Origin of the sequence: Rhizomicrobium palustre (genome assembly GCF_011761565.1) — a bacterium.
GTDB lineage: Bacteria > Pseudomonadota > Alphaproteobacteria > Micropepsales > Micropepsaceae > Rhizomicrobium > Rhizomicrobium palustre.
On record NZ_JAASRM010000001.1, the window covers coordinates 961,296 to 980,667 of the forward strand.

A 19,372-nucleotide genomic window follows, 5' to 3' on the forward strand; every position below is an offset into this window, starting at 1 on the left:
GCGTTACATCCCGCTACGCGCCGAGATTTTGACGACGGGGTTCGGCACATTCATTGGTGCCTGTGCACTCGCCTGCTGCATTTCCTCGCCATTGAGCGCCTCACTGCGATGCGGCAGGAGCGTGACCGAGGCAAGCTGCACAGTGGTGGAGTTCTGCATACCAAGCGAGCTCTCCGCGAGCTTTTGAATCGTCTCGGGGTTTGCCGCCTTCTGCCACTGCACTTCCAGGACGCTGATCTGAGTCTGCTCGTCCTGAATCTGGCGCTGCGTGCGGCGCAGCTCCTGCTGCGCGATGCGGGTCTTCTCAAACGTGTCGTAGGACCAGATCATCGAGAACCCGAGCAATCCGACACAAAGCGTGCTGATGATGCGGATCATGTGACCCTCCTCAAGCCGCCAGCCGCACGGCCGCCCGCAACTTTGCGGAACGGGCACGCGGATTGGCAGCGATCTCCGCCTCGGAAGGACCGACAGGCTTTCCTCCCAAAAGGCGGTATTGCGGTTTGGCAGCGCGCGAGAGTTCCGGCGCATGCCGCGATGGTTGACGCACTTCCTTGCCGCGTTCGGTCAGGAAGCGTTTGACGATGCGATCTTCCAAAGAATGGAAGGACACGACGACGAGACGGCCTTCGGGCTTCAAAATCTCGGTCGCAGCATCGAGCGCGCGCGTGAGTTCGCCCAGCTCGTCATTCACATGGATGCGCAAGGCCTGGAAGGTGCGCGTCGCCGGATGGATAGGAAGGCGCTGCGCTGCAGGCCCCATCACCTCGGAAACAAGCTCCGCAAGCTCCATCGTGCGCGAGATGGGGCGTGCCTTGATGATCGCTTTGGCGATACGGCGGGATTGGCGCTCCTCGCCAAACTGCCAAAGCACATCGGCAATCTCGCGCTCGTCGGCAGTATTGAGAAAATCGGCGGCGCTCATGCCGTCGGCACTCATGCGCATATCGAGTGGCCCATCGGCGCGGAAGGAAAAGCCGCGCGCAGGCTCATCAAATTGGAAGGACGAAACACCCAGATCGAGCACGACACCATTGACGCCGTCTTCACCTGCTCCAGCCAAAAGCCGGTCCATCTCTGAGAACGGGCCATGCAAAAGGGTGAGACGGCCAGGATACGCCGCCATCAACGCTTCGCCGCGCTTGATCGCATCGGGATCGCGGTCGATGCCAAGCACGCGGCAATCGCAGGCTTCCAGAATGGCACGCGTATAGCCGCCACCTCCAAAAGTGCCATCGATGTAACGTTCGCCGGCGCGGGGACTTAAAGCCTCCAGCACTTCGGCGAGCAGGACAGGGATGTGGCTCATGGCGTCCCCGTCTCGGCTGCCGAGACTACCGGCGGAACTGGGAGGCTCTCGGCGGACTTGGCCACCGCTTCGAAGGAGGCGCGGGCTGCGCGGGCCGCTGCGAGACGGCGCGCCTTCACCGGCGCATAGGTGTCCGGATCCCAGATCTGGAATTTGCGGCCAAGACCAACAAAAACGACCTTATCCTTAAGCCCCGCAGCCGCAATGAAGTTTTCGGGCAGGCGCACACGACCATTCTCGTCGATCGGCAGCAGCATGCTCTCAGCCGAGATCTGCGAGGCGATGGCGTCATGCATTTCCGAGAGGAAGGGGTCCATGGCGTCGAGGCGCTGACACTCCGAATCCATCAGCACTTGGCCGAAGCCGTCCAGCGAACCGCCTTCAAGGGTGGGGCAAAGATAGACGCCGCCCGTTTCCTGCGCCGCGAGGATCGACCGCCAAGGCGCGGGGATGCAAACCCGACCCTTTCCGTCGAGTGTCCCAGCAAACGTAGAAATGAAGCGCTGGTTGGACACTGCTCCGCCCCGTAACTCCCTGGGGCGCTTGGATTTTCGTCGATTTTATCGCCGAAAACGCGGATTTCCGCGCCCTTACAGTCCCTGGGATAGCATGGGATAGCATGGGCGAAAGACGGGAGTCAATCGAAAAACCTAGGAAAATGAGGGACTTGAGTAGTCTTGCGTATCTACGGCTAGATGTCACCTTGCGTTAATCGCGCTAGCTGTTGCGAATCACAGAACAAACGAACAACACATTAAGAGCTTGGTAACAATCAACCCCAATGGGTAAATTTCTTCTTAACGTGAAACATTCGTTTTTATTTTGTTCTAGACGGGCGATATGGAGACCGCTTATGGACAGTATTCCTATTACTCCCATTGGCTATGTTCGCTGCGCACGAAGCATGCCCGAGGATGACAATTGGGATGCCTTTCCAGCCCACATCGAACTCGATCAAACACTGTTCGGGCCGGAGGCCCTGCTCGGCCTAGATGGCTTTTCCCATGTGGAGGTGCTGTTCCGTTTTCATGCCATAGCGCAGCCGCCCGAGACCGGTGCGCGTCGCCCGCGCGGACGTGCCGACTGGCCGAAAGTCGGCATCTTCGCCCAGCGCGGCAAAGACCGGCCCAATCATATCGGCGCCACTATCTGCAAAGTAGTGAAGGTGGATGGCACCACCCTGCACGTTACAGGACTTGATGCCATCGACGGCACGCCGGTATTGGACATCAAGCCAGTATGGAGCGGATTTCTGCCGCGCGGAGAGTTTCGCGAAGCGGACTGGGCCAAAGAGCTGATGGCACGGTATTGGCGAGAATAGATATTGCGTCAGACGGCCTATAAGCCGGGTTTTGTCCTTTGCCGAAGCAAAGGGATGACCATTCCTCTGGGACAGCCGTTACCGACTGCCTCACGCGACCTACCCGGACGGCGGCCCGGAAACGGGTCACTCTGCCATCCCTATTTGGTCTTGCTCCCGGTGGGGCTTGCCTTGCCAGTTCCGTTGCCGGACCTGCGGTGCGCTCTTACCGCACCATTTCAACCTTACCGCCCGGCGAACCGGGGTTGGCGGTTTCATTTCTGTGGCGCTATCCCTGGGGTCACCCCCGGCGGATGTTATCCGTCACCGTGTTTCCGTGGAGCCCGGACTTTCCTCCCGGCTGCGCACTATGCGCTTCAACGGGCAAGCCCGCCTCAGCACAGCCTCGCAATCGAGCGGCCATCCGGCCATCTGACGCAAAGAGCTTATAGGTGGGCAGGTGCCTCCAAGCCAAACGCTTTCTTGTGCGTCAGCTTGGTGAATTGCGGCAGCCAAGCCGCCAGCTTTTCGGCAACCGCGGCCTGCGAAGCCTCGTCCAGGTAACCACGCTCGCGACCGTCGGTGTCGATCTCGTTGTGCGAGATGGGCAGCACGATCTTGGTGGAGACGTATTTCTGGGCGTATTCAATCTGGGCGTGACGCTTGGGATCGCAAGTGATCTTCACATCCACATGCCAGGGCAGGAGAGCGAGCATATTGTCATTATCGTCCACGCCATTGATCAGCGGGCAAAACAATAGCGTCTGAGTCTGGGCCAGCATCTCGTCGGTGGAAACGATCACGCCGTATTTGATTTTCTCGGCCATGCCGAGGCTCTTCAAAATCGGACCGCCCAGACGAACCACTTTCCACGTCGTGCGCATATCGCGCTGATTGGCGGAGAGCTTTTTCTTCACACCGCCAAAAGGCCAAAAAAACGTCATTGAAAACACCCCCACAACCAGCAGCGCCGCCAGCATCCCCAAGCCAGGCATCCAGTGATTCATCGCCCCCGCCCCGTCTTGCGTTCAGAGTCTTTGAAAGACGCTCGAAACCTCGACCTTCTTTTCTTCTTTCTTGTCTTCTTTTTGCGGCGCGACTGTAAGCACCAACAACGAAGGCTGGGATTGCGCGGCTGGTTGCGCGGGTTGCGGCGGAGACTGCACCACCACCACCGGCGTCTGCCCTGGCATCACGACATAGCCGCTATTATTGGGCACAGGCGTCACGCCCGGCGCAGGCCCGCCCACCGGGGCGCCGTTCTGCGGTGGATAGATGACCTGCACGTCCAATGCAGGACGATCGAGACTGGTTTTATCCTGACTGGGCATCTCGCCCTCCGTACCCTTGACGGCGTTAATTTTAACACATTCTTTACCAACCGCATAAGGGAGCGGGGTGAAAAATCGAACAGTGTTATCCGGCCGCCGCGCCGCCTCTAGAAATATAGTTACGCGATCAGGCCCTTCCGGCCAGTGCGGAAAGCAAAACGAGGGTTTCGGCGTCCGCAATCCCGTCGATGCGGGAGGGTCGGAAATGGCGTTGGAAGGCGCTGAGAACCACCCCAAGGGAGGCATCAACCTCCGGCGCCAACCCATAGCCGAAACGCGCCAGCAATTCGGCGGGATCGTCTTGCGATGAGCCGGCTTGCGATAGTCCGGGCGGGACTTGCGGCCATAGACCGACCCCCTCGCCCGCCAACCGCGCCCAAGGAAAGAGCTCACCCGGATCGATTTTGCGCGCGGGGGCCACATCGGAATGGCCCAAAACCCGGTGTGGTGGGATGGGATGACGGGAGAGGATTTCCTTGGCGAGGCCGATCAGGGAGAGGATCTGCGGCTCCGGAAAAGGTTCATAGCCAAATTCATGGCCGGGATTGACGAGTTCAATACCGATAGACCGGCCATTGATGTTGCGCTCCCCCGCCCAATAAGACAGGCCCGCGTGCCAAGCGCGCCGCTCTTCGGGAACATGGGCATAAATGCGCCCCGTCCGGTCAATGGTATAGTGGGCCGAAACCTGGGCTTCGGGATCGCAGAGCCGGGCCAGCGCCGCGTCCGCAGTTTCCATCCCGGTATAATGCAACACCAAGATGTCGACCGGCACCCCGTCCGGGCGGGCGTCGTGATTGGGCGAGGGGCAATGAACCAAGCGCATCAGACGAAGATCTTGTAAGCGACCGTTTCTCCATTAGCGCGTTTTAGCGAAAACTCCGCGCCCTTTTCGTGCTCCTCGACCAACGCCTCGAACAAGCGCAAGGCATTGCGGATGACTTCGGCATAGGAGGCGGCCTCGGTACGGTCCTTGAGCCGCTGGAGACGGTCCATCGCCTGAGGCGGCAGCTCAAGCTGAACCCGGGTAGTCGCCCGGGGCTTTCCCTGCTCCGCGCCGTCCTCTTCCCCTAAGCCTTGCTCCATCGCATCAGCGGCTGCGCGCATGGCTTCCACGGTCATGCCCCGAAAGCGGCGGTGATGATGTCCACGCATAGCATCGGCCCCCTTAGCGCCGGGAATGAAGGGCAGAGAGGATCGCCGCCGCACCAATCAGCGCGAGACCGCCGATCAGCAGACCTTTGAGGTGATGGGCACGGATATGAGCCATCATATCCTCGGCATCGCCATGGTGATGGTGGAATGCATGACGGGCCGCCCGCAGCTCCCGCATTTTGTGCCGGAAATGACCCCAGCGTTCCCGCCCATGACGCCCATGCCGGCAATTTTCCTGATTGTTTTCAGATGTTTCGTTGACGTCTTCGGCGACCGGGAAATCCTCTCCGACTCCAACTCCGATTTTGCTCATACATACTCCTTAGTGTTTTGATGAGTTATTGATGATACATATATCATCAATAACTCATCAAAGTTCAAGGGCTGCGTCCCGAAATTTGTTGCGGAGCCTGTCACAGCCGAGCAAAGGTCAAGAAAATCAGGGGAGTATCCGGTGGAGCCGAAACCCGATCCTGTGGCGGTAGGGCGCAAAGCGAATGAATTATCTGCCAGCCACGGCCTTGGCGCGCGACGCCATGCCCGCGCGCGCGCGGAAGAGGCCGCGCAGAAGGGCAATGCCGAAGAACAGGCATTTTGGCTGGCTGTGGCTGACGAGCTTAATCCGCGCTGTTCGATCTAGGCACTAGTTGAGGCCGCGCTCGTAGAGGATCTTCTCGTAAGCGACATTGATGGCGGCAAGCTTGTCGGTCGCGATCTTGATGAACTCGCCAGGCACGCCGCGGGCGATCAGGCTGTCGGGATGATTTTCCCGCACCAGACGGTAATAGGTGCGCTTAATTTCATCTGCGCCTGCATCATAGCCGACACCCAAGACGACATAGGGATCAGCGGCGTCAGGCGGCACATGTGAGGCGCGGATGCGACGGAACTCGCCTGGCGAAAAGCCAAAAATCTCGCCGACCCGCTCCAGAAAAGCCTCCTCCGCCGGATGCATCACCCCATCGGCAGCGGCAATCTCGAAAAGACCGTCGAGAATATCTTCCAGCACCGCGGGCTGACCTGCATAAAGCCGTGCGATTTGCGCGGCATAGGCCTCGTATCCCGCCGTATCCTGACGGGCGAGATCGAAGAAGCGGCGCACCGTGCCAAGCTGTTCCGGGGGGACCCGGAATATCCGCTCGAAAGTTTCGATTTCCTCTTCGGTGACCACGCCATCGGCCTTGGCCATTTTGGCGGCAAGCGCAATCATCGCGATGGTGAAGGCAACACCAGGATCGCCATTGCTCATGTCCATACGGTCGAAAAGGTAATGACCGGCCACCACGCCGAGAGCCGCCCCCAAGGGACCGCCCACCAGCATGCCTGCTGCCGCACCACCGATTTTGCCCCATATGGACATGAGGTGAACCTAAACGGCAAACGCGCTAGAATTACAACTCTCCCTCGTGCCAGATAGGAAGGGTGAGACATGAAGACAGTGCTGATCACGGGCGCCAATCGCGGCATTGGCCTGGAATTCGCCAAGCAATACGACGCAGAGGGCGCAGAAGTGATCGCCTGCTGCCGCCACCCGGAAAAGGCCGAGGCGCTTGCCGCGCTCGACGTGAGGGTCGAACGGCTTGATGTTACGCATGACGAATCGATCGCGCGGCTGGCGGCAAGCCTGGGGGACGTGCCAATCGATATCGTGATCTCGAATGCTGGCGTTTATGGCCCCGAAGAGCAAAGCACAGAACGTATTTCGCCTGCGGCATTCCTCGACACAATGCGGGTCAATACCTTGGGGCCCCTCCGCCTCGCGCAAGCCCTGAAACCCAATCTTCTGGCGGGGCGAGAGAAAAAACTCGCTCTGCTCACCAGCAAAATGGGATCAATCAGCGATTCCAGCGGCGGCTTTGTCGCTTATCGCGCGTCAAAAGCTGCGCTGAATATGGTCGCGCATACGATCGCGCTGGAATGGAAAAAGGATGGCATCATGGTTGCCCTCCTGCATCCAGGTTGGGTCCGGACGGATATGGGCGGCCCAGGCGCTACCCTTTCACCTTTCGACAGTGTGAAAGGACTAAGGGTGCGCATCGCAGAATTAAGCCCAAAAACGAACGGGCACTTCGTCGACTATCTCGGTCGCGAAATCGGCTGGTAGCGCCGTTTCAACCAGAGAGCGCCATCCAGCAACGCAAAAGGCAGATAGCAAATCCCGATCGAAACAAGCGCGAGCAGTACCACGACGGGAATATACCAGGGCCAGGCGGGCATCAGGTCGTAAAGCGAGGCGTGACCCGGCTTGGCGCGCAGAAAGCCGTAATTCACCTTCAAGAGCCAGTCGGCAAGACCCGCCACCGCCATGTAGAGGAAGGACCAGGAGATCACACGCGGAATGGCGCGCGAATAGACGCGCATACCCTGGCCGAGGGTTAAAAACAGCACAGCCGCAATAATCCCGCCATGGAAAAACGAGAACTCGATGAATTGGAAATTGGGAAAATCGTAGCGGATATCGGGCGTGACGATGCCCTGCACGGTGCCCGCCATGGCCCAGAACCATGCTAGGTCATAAGCCTTCTGGCTCTTGGCCAGGAGGGCGATGATGGTGGCGATAGCCGCCCAGCTGCAAAGATCAAGCGGCAAGGCGTTGCCGAGATCGATCCAGCCCATCTTTGTGAACATCACATACCAGCAGAGCCAGCACCCGGCGATCACCGCCGCGAAACCATAGCGGATGGCTCTCGCGAGGCGAGCACTTGGCAAAAAGCGAACCAAGAGCGCTAAGGCGACCGGCAGCGCGACGATGAGAAACAGCACAAGTTTGTGAGAGGGACCGAAGACCTGAAAAGGAGCCGTTGCAATTCCCATTTTCCCCCTCCAAAAAGTCCACCGGTGTCAAATTTAGCCAGACTGTCGGCGCGCGAGACCAGATCACGGCTTCGCGAGCGTCAAAATAGCACATATTTCTCATGGGCTTAAGCGAATCTCCAGCAGCGGCATTCGCGACCTCGTGAGGATTAAACTGCTGTGCTATCGAATAGAACGGCAGTTGGACGGGGAAGACGGGCAAAGCCCGCGATCCGGGGTTCAAAGATACGGCGGCTAACCCCGCCCACAGGGAGAAGTGATGATGAGTAAGTCTGAAGGCGCTGTAGCACAAGCAGGGCCCACACCCGTGAAAGCCAGCGGTTGGTACCGCTGGGTGGTTTGCGGACTGATCTTTACCGCAACCAGCCTGCTCTATGTGGACCGGCTGACCATCGGGTATTTGCGGCCGTCGCTGACCGCCCAATACCACTGGACTGAGAACGACTATGCCAGCGTAGTCCAGTTCTTCATGTTCGCTTACGCCATCGGCTTCCTGCTCTTCGGCCAGATCATCGACAAACTCGGCGCCAAGCGCGGCTACATGATCGCCGTCACCGTTTGGACCCTGGCCCATGTCGGCTGCGCCCTCATCGGCTTTTTGCCTGTTCAGTACGTGCTGGTCAGCTTCATGCTCAGCCAGGCTGTGCTTGGCCTCGGCCAGGGCGGTAACTTCCCGGCGGCGCTGAAGGTTGTCGCCGAATGGTTCCCGCAACGCGAACGTTCGCTCGCCATTGGTTGGTTCAATGCAGGCTCGAATCTGGGCGCTATCCTGACTCCGCTGATCGTGCCTTTCGTCCTGCTTGCCTTCGGTTGGCAGTGGGCCTTCGTCGCGACGGGCTTGCTCTCGATCCTCTGGCTGCTGGTGTGGATTCCCTTTTATTCCAAGCCTGCCGAAAGCCGTTTCACGAGCAAGGAAGAACTTGCTTATATCGAAAGCGACCCCATCGTTCCGGTGAAGCAGCTGCCCTGGAGCCGCGTTCTCCTGAAGCGTGAGACCTGGGCCTATGGACTTGGCAAGCTTCTGACCGATCCGGTCTGGTTCTTCTATTCCTTCTGGCTGCCCTCTTATTTCACCAGTGCCTATCTCAAGGATTATGGGCTTTTCCTCGGCGTGCAGCTGCCCATTATCCTGATCTTCCTGATTTCCGACTTTGGTTCGGTCCTCGGCGGCTGGATGAGCTCGGCGATGATCAAATCGGGGCTCTCCGTGAATAAGGCCCGCAAGTTCAGCCTGCTGATCTGCGCCGCCTGCGTCTTGCCGGTCGGCTTCATGACCATGCTGAGCACCAACCTTTGGTTTACGATCACTGTCATTGGTATCGCGGCGGCGGCACATCAGGCCTTCTCGGCGAACTTGATGACCCTGACCACGGACCTGATGCCGAAAGAAGCGGTTGGCCGTTGCTCAGGTATCGGCGGGACCTCCGGCGCGATCGGCGGCATCATCATGGCCCATGGCGTGGCACGTGCCCTGTCGGGCCTCGGCGGCTACTCAGTGGTCTTCCTGGTTGCCGGCCTTATTTATGTCGTAGCGGTGCTGGTCATCCACACGCTTTCGCCGCGATTGAAACCCGCGCAATTCTAGAGCGCATAAATATTTGGCCATTCCCTTAGGGGAATAGTTCAAGCTAGATTGCCATTTGCCGCAGGCCGGGGAACACTCCCCGGCCTGTTTCTTTAGTGGGATACGTAATGGCCGACAAAAAAGTGATGGTTATCTTCGGTGCGACCGGTGATCTGGCGCTGAAGATGATTTTTCCCTCGCTGTTCTTTTTGGACAAAGAAGGACATTTAGAGCCAGAATTGATGATCCTCGGCGTTGCACGCGCGCGCCATGACGATGCCAGCTTCGCTGACGAAGTTCAGAAAATGATGCGCGAGAAGGCTGGCGCTGATTACGACGAGGCGACCTGGGCCCGTTTTGTGCAGCGGCTTTGCTATGTTGATGGGGATGCAACGCAAACCTCCACTTACGGAAAGATTTCGGAACGACTGAAAGGCTTCTCGATCGAGCTCTTTTATCTTTCCACTTCGCCGGACTTCTTTGGCGTGATCGCGCGAAACTTGCGCGACGCAGGCCTGGTGCAATCACAAACCCGCATCGCTATCGAAAAGCCCATTGGGCACGATCTTGCGAGCTCACAAGATATCGAAGCGGCCCTCGCCCAAGCCTTCCCCGAAGAGCGCATCCATCGCCTTGACCATTATCTTGGTAAAGACACGGTGCAGAATCTGATCTCGCTGCGCTTTGCCAACACGCTATTCGAGCCCGTCTGGAACAAAGACAATATCGAGCATGTGCAGATTACGGTCGCCGAAACGGTGGGCGTGGAACGGCGCTGGTCCTATTACGATTCCTATGGCGCCATGCGCGATGTCGTTCAGAACCATATGCTGCAGCTCCTTTGCCTGATCGCGATGGAGCCGCCCGCCGCGCTCGATGCGGATTCGGTGCGCACCGAGAAGGTGAAGGTGCTGCATTCGCTCCGCCCCATCGGCGCACGCGAAGTGGAACGCGAGACGGTCCGCGGTCAGTACCGCAAGGGCTATACCGAGCAAGGCGCGGTGCCCGGCTATAGCGAAGAAGCTGGTGGCGGTAATTCCGACACCGAGACCTTCGTTGCCATTGCCGCGCATATCGACAATTGGCGTTGGGCGGGCGTGCCCTTCTTCCTGCGCACCGGCAAACGCATGCCGGCGCGCACGACGCAAATCGTGGTGCAGTTCCGCCCCGTGCCGCATTCGATCTTCCACCGCACGGAAAACCTGCCCAACCGCCTGATCATTCGCCTGCAGCCTCAGGAAGAGATCGCGCTGCAGATCATGAACAAAACGCCCGAGCTGGAAGCGGTACGTTTGAAGCCGGTCACGCTCGACCTCAACCTCATCGAAGCTTTCCGCACCAAGCGGCGGCGTATCGCGTATGAACGCTTGATCTTTGATGCCTTAAAAGGCTCAACCTTCCTGTTCGTGCGCCGCGATGAGGTGGAAGCCGCATGGCGCTGGATCGACAGGATCGCCGCTGGCTGGAAAGAACGTGATATGAAGTGCCTGCCCTACTCGGCGGGCACCTGGGGCCCGTCCAGCGCTTTCGCGCTGACCGAGCGCCATGGCTTTTCCTGGGCCGAATAACACTTTAGCGCCGGAGCGCCACGGTGACGGGGCGCTCCTCATATAAATCTGGATAGAACCGCTGCAGCGCCGAGATTTTCGGCAGATCATTGATCACGATATAGCGGTCATTCGGATGCTTGATCAGATAATCCTGATGATAGGGCTCCGCAGGGTAAAAGCCGCGGAGCGCAGATACTTCCGTCACAATGGGGCGTGAGAAGGCGCGCGCCTGACTGAGCTGAGCGATGTAAGCTTCGGCAACGCGGCGCTGATTGTCATCGGCTGCAAATACCGCTGAGCGATACTGGCTTCCCTCGTCCGGGCCCTGATAATTGCGGGTGGTCGGGTCCATCACCGAAAAGAACACCTGCAACAACCGTCCAAACGAAACAACTTGGGGGTCGTAGAGAATGCGCACGGCTTCGGCGTGGCCGGTATTGCCCCAGCTTACCGCCTCATAACGCGCCGAATTTCCCGAGCCGCCGGAATAGCCCGCCAGCACTTCCTTGACACCTTTGACGTGCTGGAAAACGGCTTGCATGCCCCAAAAGCAGCCGCCCGCAAACACCGCCTGCTGTGGCGGGATAGGAGGAAGATCAAGCGCCGGGCGCGGTAAGGGGCGGCTGGTTTCTTCGGCCGAAACAGCGGAGAAAGCGGCGAGAAAGGCGAGAGCCAGATATTTTAACATGGTTCTTCTTCCTTTCAGGCGCGCGGTACGAAATGGAGCGCCACCGCATTCATGCAATAACGCAGGCCCGTGGGCCTTGGACCATCACCGAAAACATGGCCGAGATGAGCATCACAGCGCGCACAGGACACCGCCGTGCGAACCTCAAACAACGACGTATCGCGGGTTTCGCGCACATTCAGGCGGGAAATGGGGCGGTAGAAGCTCGGCCAGCCGGTGCCGGATTCGAACTTCGTGCGCGCGTCGAACAGAGCGGTTTCACAGCAAACGCAACGGTATAGGCCGTCGGAATGGTTGTTCCATCCCGGCCCGGTGAAGGCACGTTCGGTACCTTCATGTCGAGTCACATCGAAAGCCAGCGGAGAAAGCGCGGCGCGCCACTCCGCATCGGATTTGCGGATTTTGCCCAGGCCTCGGTGGCCGAGTGAGGCGCCGGACGCGGAAAACTCCTCGATTTCCACGAGGTCATCGGCGGAGACCGGATATATCCATCCGGTGAGTGCGGTTACTCCCGCTGTCGCAAAAAGGGCGCGTCGGTTCACGGCTCACCTTTCGTATGTGCATCAAACAGCAATACGAAGGCCGAGGCAAACCGGTTACAGAACAGCCCCGCTTAAAGGGTTACGTTTTTGAGAGCTTGCGGAGGGGAGCCGCTTTCTACCGTAAAGCCAACCCTGCCAATGAGGCGACCATCCACCGTGACGAAATCCACGCGCCAGCGGCCAGGCTCCGGCGCGGATTTGAAGGTGTAGCCGCGATACCCCTTGTCTCGTCCACCACGAAGCCCAAGTTCGAGCTTCTGCACCGTTTTCCACTCCTTTGCGGCCTCATCATAATGCTGCCAGAGATATTGCGCGGACGTGTTGAGATTGACCGGGGCGAAGATTGCACCGAAGACCACTACGGGCTTGCCCTCTTCGATGTGCACCGTGCGTGGAAAGCCAAGCCAGGTCATCCAGGACTGCGGCTCTTCCAGCGCGGCATAATAAACTTTGCCGACCCGCGGGGTCTCGGAAGCAGCGATCTCCCCAATGCAATGCGGCGCACCTTTGCGAGCGGGCACCTTGCAAATCGCCTGATAGACGCCGGATGTCTGCATCGCGAGCGGTAGCGGCGGCAGCACATTAAGGAAGTAAAGCCCGTTCAGCGCGAGATAGACGCAGAGCGCCGCCCCTGCGATTTTCCATTTCACCTCACCAAAACGCGCCTGGCTGAGTTTGCCCAACACCCAGAGAAAGCCCGCGAACAGAAGTGTGGCGGCGGCGCCCGACAGCATGAAGGTGATTTTGCCGATGGTATGAGTGAATACCGGCACCATGAAAACGGCATAGGAGATCAGGGCGAAATAGAGCAGCGTGGTCGTGAAGATCAACCGCGCGTAATATTTCGAGAACACCTCGTTGCCGATGAAGATGGCCGCAAGAACGATGAGAAATGGCCAGGACGCCGCGACGGTGCCGCTGCGGGCGTAAAAGACGAGGAAGGCGCTCCATAAGCTGCCAAGCACAAATTGGGTCAGCGCCGGCAAATAGGCGCGCAGATTGCGCACGACGAAGTGATCCCACTCATCATGCGCTTCAAGCCAATGCAGCAGACCGGTGGAGAGCGCAGCAACACCGAGATAGACAATCAGCAGGGTCTGGGTGACGGCGTGATCCACGCGGCCATAGGCGAAGCTATCGAAGGCAAAGCCGCCCAGCATCGCCGCGGCAGAGATGTGCCGCTCATAGGTCTTGAGCTTGCCCTTCCAGCGATCGATCGATTTCTTCAGCATGGCTCACATCCGCGACTGGGCGCTTTTAGCCCCGCCGCCCCCTCGCATAGGCGCTCTAATGGGTCCGCTTTACATTGCGATTCGCGCAAAAATGCGAAATTACGCCAATTTCACCATTTTCAGCCGCGGCGTCAGCCAGTGGATTGCCATCGCGGCAAAGAAATAGATGAAGCCAGCCACAATGAAAACAGGGGTGTAGTTGTGGGTGAGGCGCAAAGCCTCACGCACGCCGATGGTCATCAGAATGCCGCCGATGGCCCCCGCCGTGCCGCCAATACCGGCCACGGTGCCGACCGCTTCGGGCGGGAACGTATCGGAGGGGATGGTATAGAGATTGGCCGAAAACGCCTGATGCGCCGCGGTGGCGATTCCGATGATAATGGTGGTCGCCCAGAGATCGTGGATATAGAGCGTCGCGAAGGCCACGGGCAGCACGCAGCAGGCACAAATCAGCATAGTGAATTTGCGCGCCACATTCACGCTCGCCCCGCGCGCAATCATGCGCGAGGACACCCATCCCCCGGCGATCGAGCCGAGATCGGAGATCAAATAGATCACCACCATCGGCGCAGCGATGAACTGCACCTTGAGATGGTAGGTGTTCACAAAATAGGTGGGCAGCCAGAAGAGGTAGAACATCCAAACCGGGTCAGTGAGGAATTTTCCCGTCGCGAAGGCCCAGGTCTCCTTATATCCAAGCAAGGTCAGCCAGGATGCGGACTTCTGCGGCGCGCGAATACCACTCTCGATATAGGCGAGCTCGTCCTTGCTGACATATTTACTGCGCCGAGGATTGCGAAAGAAAACGATCCACACGGCGAGCCATACGACGCTGAGCGAAGCCGTCATCAGAAATGCCGCGCGCCAGCCGAAGCTCAACATGATCACGGGTACAAGAACTGGGGTGATGACAGCACCGATATTGGTGCCCGCGTTGAATACGCCATTCGCCAGCGCCCGCTCGCGTTGCGGGAACCACTCCGCCACGGCCTTCAGGGCGGCGGGAAAATTCCCCGATTGCCCGAAACCCAGCGCGGCTTGGGCACATTTGAACGCCCCAAGAGAGCCCACAAAGGCGCAGCTCAGCTGGGCACAGGTCCAAAGCCCGACGACCGCGGCATAGCCTAGCCTGGCGCCGACACGATCAATGATGCGCCCGAAAATGAAGTAGCCGACCGCATAGGCGATCATGAACCACATCACGGTGTCGGCATATTCCTCGGGCCGCCAGCCATATTGGGCGGCCATAACCGGCTGGAGAAACCCGATCGTCTGCCGGTCGATATAGTTGAGCACTGTAGCTGCGAATAGCAGGCCGCAGACGATCCAGCGGCACCATCCGGCCGGTTTGAGACCGGCCGGAGGCGTTGATATGTCTAATCCTGCGGGTTGGCGCTCCGCATTCGCCATTCGTCTCTACTCCCCGTCACAGCAGGGTCTCGAGGCCCTGCCTTATGAGCGAGCTTTCAGCGACGTGGCCACACACTGCACGGCGCCCAGCCCCTTGAATTCGACGCGCGCCAGCTCGCCGGGAACAACGTCATGAATGCCCGTGATCGCACCGGTGGTAATGATCATGCCCGCCTTCAGGGGGCGGCCCCGCTTGGCGCAGAGTTCAGCAATAAAGCGCAAAGGTTCGATCGGTCCGCCAGCGATATTGGCAGCCGCGCCCGTGCCCACGGATTTACCGTTGATGAAAGTCTCGCAGGTCAATTCCGACAACACTCGGTCGCGCCAATTAGGAACTTCAGGCCCAATGATAACGCCGTTGTTGTTACCAAAATCGGAAACAACCGCGAGCGGGCCGACGACATTGATGGTGGCAAGCGGGCTGCCGGCCGTTTCGATGCCGCAAATCATGCGCTTCACTAGCGCCATCGCATCCGCGGTCGTATAGCTCGTCTTGCCGACCGGCGCGTCTTCGGCAATTTCGAACATGTATTCGGCTTCAACGGCGGCAAAACCGCCGGAATACATGCCATACTCCACCGTTCCGCCGGGCGCCGCGTAGCGTACATCCTTGCGAAAAACTGGACCGCCTAACGTTTTTGCACCCAGAGCCTCACGCAACGACGGATGAATGCCGCCAATCTTCCAGCCCGCAATCTCGTCGGGGAAAATATCGATCGCGGCATCCTGAATGAGGTAAGCCGCATCGAGATCCTGCGGCAGCGTGCCGGGGAACTCCGGAAGAGCGGCCGCTTTCAATCGCGCCGAAACGAATTGCTCTGCGACGGCTGTATCCGCCTTCCGAATGGCCTCCATGACATGCTCCGCTTACCGAAACTTTGTTCGTGTGTTTGTTGTTTCTGCTCCGCCCCAATTAAGGGCCGAAGCAGGTTTAGAGGAAACCGGTGTCATATTCAACAAAACACCGCCGGACTGCGACCGTAAGAGCGGGCTAAAAGTCCTTTAGATGCTCCGTTAACCACTGCGCCGAGCCTCCCAGCAGGCCCCCCGCTAAAGAAAAAGCGCCGGGGGGATTCCCCCCGGCGCTGCTGTAGGAAGAGGACTGAGTTTAGAAGTCGTACTTGATCCCGAGATAGTAGTCGGTCCCGGTCATGTGGTTGACGTACATGTACTTGTTGCTGCTGTCGAAATAGCCCGTGTACTGCTTCTGATGCTGGTTGGTCAGGTTCAGGGCATCGAAGGTGACCATGATATGATCGTTGACCTTGTAGCTGGCCGACGCGTCGACATTGAACGTGTCGTCTGAAGCTTCGTAGTCATTGTACTGGGCTGGCAGCGACATGAAGTAGTGGCTGCGGTAAGAGGCCGAAACACGAGCCTGGAACACCGTATCATCGTAATACAGCGTGGTGTTGTAGCTGTTACGCGATTGGTTGTTCAGCGCACGATAGGTGCAGGACGTCCCAATGATGTAGCAGACGCTCGATTCCACCCAGGTCGCATTGGCCGTGGTGCCGAAATTGTTGAACGGCGCTGGCAGGAAGGAGAAAGGCTGCTGCCAGTTGACTTCCACGCCATCGAGCGAGCCGCCGGGCGTGTTGATCGATTCAGTCACGGACCAGGATGCGTTGGTGCAGCCAGCGGTGGCACCGCAAGCAGCTTGCAGGTTGGCCGCCGAGATCACCTTGTTCACGCCCGTAACGTAGGAAGGCAGCGTAAAGTTGATATTGCCCGAAGCGTCCGGCAGGAGGTTCGTCTTATAGGACGAAATGAAGGTGCCAAGCTTCTTGTAGAAGCCGGCTACCGACAGCATCGCGCCCTTGCCATAATACCATTCAAACGCCAGATCGACCGTGTTGGCGCGGAACGGCTTCAGGCTCGAATTGGCGATATTGACTGAACGCGACGACCCGGAGACCGACAGATAATCGCCAGCGAGGCTGCCGAGATCCGGGCGGCTCATGACCTGGGCCATATTCAAGCGCACGAGGAATTCCTCGCTCGGCTCCAACACTGCGTTAAAGGACGGCAGGAAGTCGTGATAGCCGGTAGAAGATTCCGTCGGCACGAAGGTGCCAGTCGGTGTCAGACCATAAGCAACCGCGCGGACCTGCGTGTTGACATACCGACCGCCAACATCGCCGCGCAGCGGCATGCCGTAAAGCTCGGTGGTCCAGGCAGCCTGGAACCAGCCGCCATAATCGTTCTCGCGAAGACTGCGGTTGTTGCCGAGGTCAGGACCAGGGCCGACAGACAGAAGATTCTGGTAGTTCCAGAGATCCTGCGCTTTGCCGAAATCTGCTACCAGCCAAGAAGTCGGCGTTGCGCCCGGCACCTTGTATGGCAAGTTCACCATGGTCGCGATGTCGGAAATCTTGGTGTGCTGGACCGCATAGGCGAAAGTGCCCGAGGTGGTTGCGCTGCCGTAATAGCCAGGGCTGGCGATGGTGCCATAGCCGTTCGAATAGGCTTCCTGGCTCGTGCCGGCAGAGGCTGTGCCTTCGCCGGTCGACATGCGCAACGACTGGGTACGGAAGCCGTAATTCTTGAAATCAAACCCGCCGGTCACAGTGAAGAAATTGGTGGCGGCATATTCGAAGTCCGTCGAGATCGACCGGAAGCTGTTGTAGTTGTACTGCGGACGACGGCGGAAGCTCGAGACATACCAGCAATTTGCGCCGGCGGTGCAGTTCGTGGTCTTGCCGCTAGTGATACCATCAGCAGGCGTCGTCGTAGGCAGGCTCGACACGTCAAACTGGGCCGTGCCGTAGGTGAGCGTCGGATTCCAGTTGCCGTAAGCGCCATTGGTGAAGTCGTAGGAATAGTTATTCACGCCCGCGAGATCGAGCATGATGTAATCCTGAAGCGGATTGCGGTGATGCGATTCCGACCAGCCGACATGCAGATTGGCTTTGAACTTATCAGTGAAGGAGTGGTTCGCTTCCAGGGTCACCTGCATGAAGCGAGTGTCGAGTTGATCCAGGCGGTGTTCCGTACGCAGAGCTGCGCCGTTGGACTTGAGCAGCGGCTGCCAATAGCGCGAACCGGCCGGGACATAGACCTGATCAGCGAATTTGGTCGGCGTGCCGTACTTCTGCGACTGGATTTCGAGCTGCGTTTCTTCGCGCTGCGAGGCAAAATCGGAGAACAAGGCCGACAGTGTCACCAGCGAAACGTCATCGGGCTGCCATTGCAGCGTCGAGGACATGCCCAAACGCTTTTCACCGCCACGATAGATTTCATAGCGCGGAATACGCGGCATAATCGGAGCCGCCTTTGTACCGGCGGAATCGACCTGCACCACGGTATTGGACGTGTTGGACGAGCGAACCGTCGACGCGCCTGATTCAATCGTGTGGCGCACCGTATAGGCCGCTGAGAACAGCGCACCGAAATGGCCGTTTCCGAACACATCGGAGATCAGGAAAGAACCGCGCGGGTTTCCGGAGCCGGAAAAATCGTTATAGCCCTGCTGGTAGGCCGCAGAGAGCACGAACTTGCTGTAATCGAACGGGCGGGCGGTGTGCATATCGACGGTGGCACCGAGCGAGCCTTCTTCCATCGAAGCCGAGGCGGATTTGGACACCGTCAGGCCACTGAACAATTCCGAACCGAACACGTTGAAGTCGAAGGAACGGCCGCGATTGGTGCCGCCCGACGCGTCAGCGCCGCCCGCGGTGGACATGGCTTCCATGCCGTTGATGCGAACGCGCGAGAACAGCGGGCCCAGGCCGCGCACGGTGATCTGACGGCCTTCGCCAGCGTCACGGGTAATGGCAACACCTGGAATGCGCTGGAGGGATTCCGACACGTTCATGTCGGGGAATTTGGCGATATCTTCAGCCAGGATGGAGTCAGATGAACCCAACGAATTCTTTTTGAGGTCGAGCGCCTTTTCGAGACTGGCGCGGAAGCCCGTCACAACGACGGTTTCCATGTCTTCTTGCGCAAAGGCGGCGCTGCCCGCGCCGACAACGGCCAGCAGGGCAACGGCCGAGGCACCGAGCTTAAAGCCAGCTATCCTATTGGAATATTTCAACACTAATCCCTCCCTACTGTTTCCAGTAATTGTCGCGGCGACGGTTTATTTTGCCGTTCTTTCCGCGTCTGTACGGTGTTTCCTCCGCGAGACGCGGACACCGGTGTCAGCTACATTTCTGACACCGGTGACCGAGCAATACTCTCGATGCCTTGGCGCAACAAGGGCAAGCGTGGCTGAATGATGGCAAAAGCAGGCCGTAAGATGCAAAAGCGCAACACCGTCAACCGCTTAGTGTTAGCGCTGTCGTTCGGGAAGAGATTGAATTTATTGGCTAAAATATCCTCACTCTGAGTTGAAGAGAGCCCCTGCTGCGACCTGTTGTTCCGCTGTTACCGCGCACCCCACGTATTTGTGACCACCCACTTGCGCGACCATTGGCATAGGAAGAAGGCTTGCGAGCCTTGGGCGCACTCAAACCCTCAGCATCCAGCCAAC

21 protein-coding genes and 1 other RNA gene are annotated in these 19,372 nt (G+C 58.7%); 6 read left to right on the top strand and 16 right to left on the bottom strand.

Features of this window, described 5'->3' with window-relative positions; genetic code table 11:
• Window positions 1-3: 3 nt before the first annotated feature.
• From ftsL to FHS83_RS19740, 3 genes are read right to left on the bottom strand one after another with little or no spacing between them, the layout of a single operon-like run.
• Complete coding sequence (gene ftsL, locus FHS83_RS04140; protein WP_167081205.1) at window positions 4-378, bottom strand: cell division protein FtsL; 375 nt, start codon at window positions 376-378, stop codon at window positions 4-6.
• 10 nt (window positions 379-388) lie between these two features.
• Window positions 389-1,309 (bottom strand): 16S rRNA (cytosine(1402)-N(4))-methyltransferase RsmH, encoded by a 921-nt coding sequence (rsmH, locus tag FHS83_RS04145; protein WP_167081207.1) that lies wholly within the window; start codon window positions 1,307-1,309, stop codon window positions 389-391.
• Window positions 1,306-1,824, bottom strand: a complete 519-nt coding sequence (locus tag FHS83_RS19740; RefSeq protein ID WP_167081209.1) for a division/cell wall cluster transcriptional repressor MraZ — start codon at window positions 1,822-1,824, stop codon at window positions 1,306-1,308. The genes rsmH and FHS83_RS19740 overlap by 4 nt, the downstream gene beginning before the upstream one ends.
• Window positions 1,825-2,162: 338 nt before the next feature.
• On the opposite strand from FHS83_RS19740, the gene FHS83_RS04155 reads away from it, so the two are divergent.
• On the top strand, window positions 2,163-2,630 hold the full coding sequence (locus FHS83_RS04155; protein WP_167081211.1) for an SAM-dependent methyltransferase: 468 nt from the start codon (window positions 2,163-2,165) through the stop codon (window positions 2,628-2,630).
• Between the two features lie 4 nt (window positions 2,631-2,634).
• Here the strand turns inward: FHS83_RS04155 and rnpB are convergent.
• From rnpB to FHS83_RS04180, 5 genes are all read right to left on the bottom strand, one after another.
• Window positions 2,635-3,045: RNase P RNA component class A (gene rnpB / locus FHS83_RS04160), an RNA gene on the bottom strand.
• Between the two features lie 10 nt (window positions 3,046-3,055).
• A complete protein-coding gene (locus FHS83_RS04165) occupies window positions 3,056-3,553 on the bottom strand; it encodes a hypothetical protein (protein WP_167081213.1) in 498 nt (165 codons plus the stop codon).
• Window positions 3,554-3,637: 84 nt separating this feature from the next.
• Entirely contained in the window at window positions 3,638-3,940 is a 303-nt protein-coding gene (locus tag FHS83_RS04170) for a hypothetical protein (protein WP_167081215.1), read from the bottom strand.
• 127 nt (window positions 3,941-4,067) lie between these two features.
• The gene (locus tag FHS83_RS04175) at window positions 4,068-4,766 is read right to left on the bottom strand and encodes an N-acetylmuramoyl-L-alanine amidase (protein WP_167081217.1); all 699 of its coding nucleotides are present in this window, start codon (window positions 4,764-4,766) and stop codon (window positions 4,068-4,070) included.
• Window positions 4,766-5,095, bottom strand: a complete 330-nt coding sequence (locus FHS83_RS04180; RefSeq protein ID WP_208414218.1) for a ribbon-helix-helix protein, CopG family — start codon at window positions 5,093-5,095, stop codon at window positions 4,766-4,768. Before FHS83_RS04180 ends, FHS83_RS04175 begins: the two co-directional genes overlap by 1 nt.
• 25 nt (window positions 5,096-5,120) lie before the next feature.
• Here FHS83_RS04180 and FHS83_RS04185 point away from each other — a divergent pair, with 25 nt between their 5' ends.
• The gene (locus tag FHS83_RS04185) at window positions 5,121-5,429 is read left to right on the top strand and encodes a hypothetical protein (protein ID WP_167081219.1); all 309 of its coding nucleotides are present in this window, start codon (window positions 5,121-5,123) and stop codon (window positions 5,427-5,429) included.
• Between the two features lie 120 nt (window positions 5,430-5,549).
• Window positions 5,550-5,735 (top strand): hypothetical protein, encoded by a 186-nt coding sequence (locus tag FHS83_RS04190; RefSeq protein ID WP_167081220.1) that lies wholly within the window; start codon window positions 5,550-5,552, stop codon window positions 5,733-5,735.
• Window positions 5,736-5,738: 3 nt separating this feature from the next.
• Here FHS83_RS04190 and FHS83_RS04195 read toward each other — a convergent pair whose 3' ends face one another.
• Entirely contained in the window at window positions 5,739-6,455 is a 717-nt protein-coding gene (locus FHS83_RS04195) for a TerB family tellurite resistance protein (RefSeq protein WP_167081221.1), read from the bottom strand.
• A gap of 69 nt (window positions 6,456-6,524) precedes the next feature.
• Between FHS83_RS04195 and FHS83_RS04200 the strand changes: the two genes are divergently transcribed.
• Window positions 6,525-7,199 carry an SDR family oxidoreductase gene (locus FHS83_RS04200; protein WP_167081222.1) on the top strand — a complete coding sequence of 225 codons (675 nt, stop codon included), beginning with the start codon at window positions 6,525-6,527 and terminating at the stop codon, window positions 7,197-7,199.
• Here the strand turns inward: FHS83_RS04200 and FHS83_RS04205 are convergent.
• Window positions 7,172-7,909 (bottom strand): YwaF family protein, encoded by a 738-nt coding sequence (locus FHS83_RS04205; protein WP_167081223.1) that lies wholly within the window; start codon window positions 7,907-7,909, stop codon window positions 7,172-7,174. The genes FHS83_RS04200 and FHS83_RS04205 overlap by 28 nt on opposite strands.
• 259 nt (window positions 7,910-8,168) lie before the next feature.
• On the opposite strand from FHS83_RS04205, the gene FHS83_RS04210 reads away from it, so the two are divergent.
• Window positions 8,169-9,494: an MFS transporter gene (locus FHS83_RS04210; protein ID WP_208414219.1), complete on the top strand. Its 1,326-nt coding sequence runs from the start codon at window positions 8,169-8,171 to the stop codon at window positions 9,492-9,494.
• Window positions 9,495-9,601: 107 nt separating this feature from the next.
• Window positions 9,602-11,041, top strand: coding sequence for a glucose-6-phosphate dehydrogenase (zwf, locus tag FHS83_RS04215; protein WP_167081224.1), 1,440 nt, complete (start codon window positions 9,602-9,604; stop codon window positions 11,039-11,041).
• 4 nt (window positions 11,042-11,045) lie between these two features.
• On the opposite strand, the gene msrA is transcribed toward zwf, so the two are convergent.
• The 6 genes from msrA to FHS83_RS04245 form a co-directional block, all read right to left on the bottom strand.
• Window positions 11,046-11,711 carry a peptide-methionine (S)-S-oxide reductase MsrA gene (gene msrA, locus FHS83_RS04220; protein ID WP_167081225.1) on the bottom strand — a complete coding sequence of 222 codons (666 nt, stop codon included), beginning with the start codon at window positions 11,709-11,711 and terminating at the stop codon, window positions 11,046-11,048.
• Window positions 11,712-11,725: 14 nt separating this feature from the next.
• Window positions 11,726-12,253: a peptide-methionine (R)-S-oxide reductase MsrB gene (gene msrB / locus FHS83_RS04225; protein WP_167081226.1), complete on the bottom strand. Its 528-nt coding sequence runs from the start codon at window positions 12,251-12,253 to the stop codon at window positions 11,726-11,728.
• 71 nt (window positions 12,254-12,324) lie between these two features.
• Window positions 12,325-13,485, bottom strand: coding sequence for a DUF2914 domain-containing protein (locus tag FHS83_RS04230; RefSeq protein ID WP_167081227.1), 1,161 nt, complete (start codon window positions 13,483-13,485; stop codon window positions 12,325-12,327).
• Window positions 13,486-13,584: 99 nt separating this feature from the next.
• A complete protein-coding gene (locus FHS83_RS04235; protein WP_167081229.1) occupies window positions 13,585-14,895 on the bottom strand; it encodes an MFS transporter in 1,311 nt (436 codons plus the stop codon).
• Between the two features lie 42 nt (window positions 14,896-14,937).
• A complete protein-coding gene (locus tag FHS83_RS04240; RefSeq protein WP_167081230.1) occupies window positions 14,938-15,750 on the bottom strand; it encodes a 2-keto-4-pentenoate hydratase in 813 nt (270 codons plus the stop codon).
• A gap of 253 nt (window positions 15,751-16,003) precedes the next feature.
• Entirely contained in the window at window positions 16,004-18,937 is a 2,934-nt protein-coding gene (locus FHS83_RS04245) for a TonB-dependent receptor (RefSeq protein ID WP_167081232.1), read from the bottom strand.
• Window positions 18,938-19,372 lie beyond the last annotated feature (435 nt).

Bases quoted from the DNA above. Each gene is read 5' to 3' on its own strand.
- FHS83_RS04240 (WP_167081230.1), bottom strand. From the start codon at position 15,750: ATGGAGGCCATTCGGAAGGCGGATACAGCCGTCGCAGAGCAATTCGTT.
- FHS83_RS04210 (WP_208414219.1), top strand. From the start codon at position 8,169: ATGATGAGTAAGTCTGAAGGCGCTGTAGCACAAGCAGGGCCCACACCC.
- ftsL (WP_167081205.1), bottom strand. From the start codon at position 378: ATGATCCGCATCATCAGCACGCTTTGTGTCGGATTGCTCGGGTTCTCG.
- FHS83_RS04180 (WP_208414218.1), bottom strand. From the start codon at position 5,095: ATGCGTGGACATCATCACCGCCGCTTTCGGGGCATGACCGTGGAAGCC.
- FHS83_RS04155 (WP_167081211.1), top strand. From the start codon at position 2,163: ATGGACAGTATTCCTATTACTCCCATTGGCTATGTTCGCTGCGCACGA.
- FHS83_RS04230 (WP_167081227.1), bottom strand. From the start codon at position 13,485: ATGCTGAAGAAATCGATCGATCGCTGGAAGGGCAAGCTCAAGACCTAT.
- FHS83_RS04165 (WP_167081213.1), bottom strand. From the start codon at position 3,553: ATGACGTTTTTTTGGCCTTTTGGCGGTGTGAAGAAAAAGCTCTCCGCC.
- FHS83_RS04200 (WP_167081222.1), top strand. From the start codon at position 6,525: ATGAAGACAGTGCTGATCACGGGCGCCAATCGCGGCATTGGCCTGGAA.
- FHS83_RS04185 (WP_167081219.1), top strand. From the start codon at position 5,121: ATGAAGGGCAGAGAGGATCGCCGCCGCACCAATCAGCGCGAGACCGCC.
- FHS83_RS04170 (WP_167081215.1), bottom strand. From the start codon at position 3,940: ATGCCCAGTCAGGATAAAACCAGTCTCGATCGTCCTGCATTGGACGTG.
- FHS83_RS04175 (WP_167081217.1), bottom strand. From the start codon at position 4,766: ATGCGCTTGGTTCATTGCCCCTCGCCCAATCACGACGCCCGCCCGGAC.
- rsmH (WP_167081207.1), bottom strand. From the start codon at position 1,309: ATGAGCCACATCCCTGTCCTGCTCGCCGAAGTGCTGGAGGCTTTAAGT.
- FHS83_RS04205 (WP_167081223.1), bottom strand. From the start codon at position 7,909: ATGGGAATTGCAACGGCTCCTTTTCAGGTCTTCGGTCCCTCTCACAAA.
- FHS83_RS04235 (WP_167081229.1), bottom strand. From the start codon at position 14,895: ATGGCGAATGCGGAGCGCCAACCCGCAGGATTAGACATATCAACGCCT.
- msrA (WP_167081225.1), bottom strand. From the start codon at position 11,711: ATGTTAAAATATCTGGCTCTCGCCTTTCTCGCCGCTTTCTCCGCTGTT.
- zwf (WP_167081224.1), top strand. From the start codon at position 9,602: ATGGCCGACAAAAAAGTGATGGTTATCTTCGGTGCGACCGGTGATCTG.
- FHS83_RS04195 (WP_167081221.1), bottom strand. From the start codon at position 6,455: ATGTCCATATGGGGCAAAATCGGTGGTGCGGCAGCAGGCATGCTGGTG.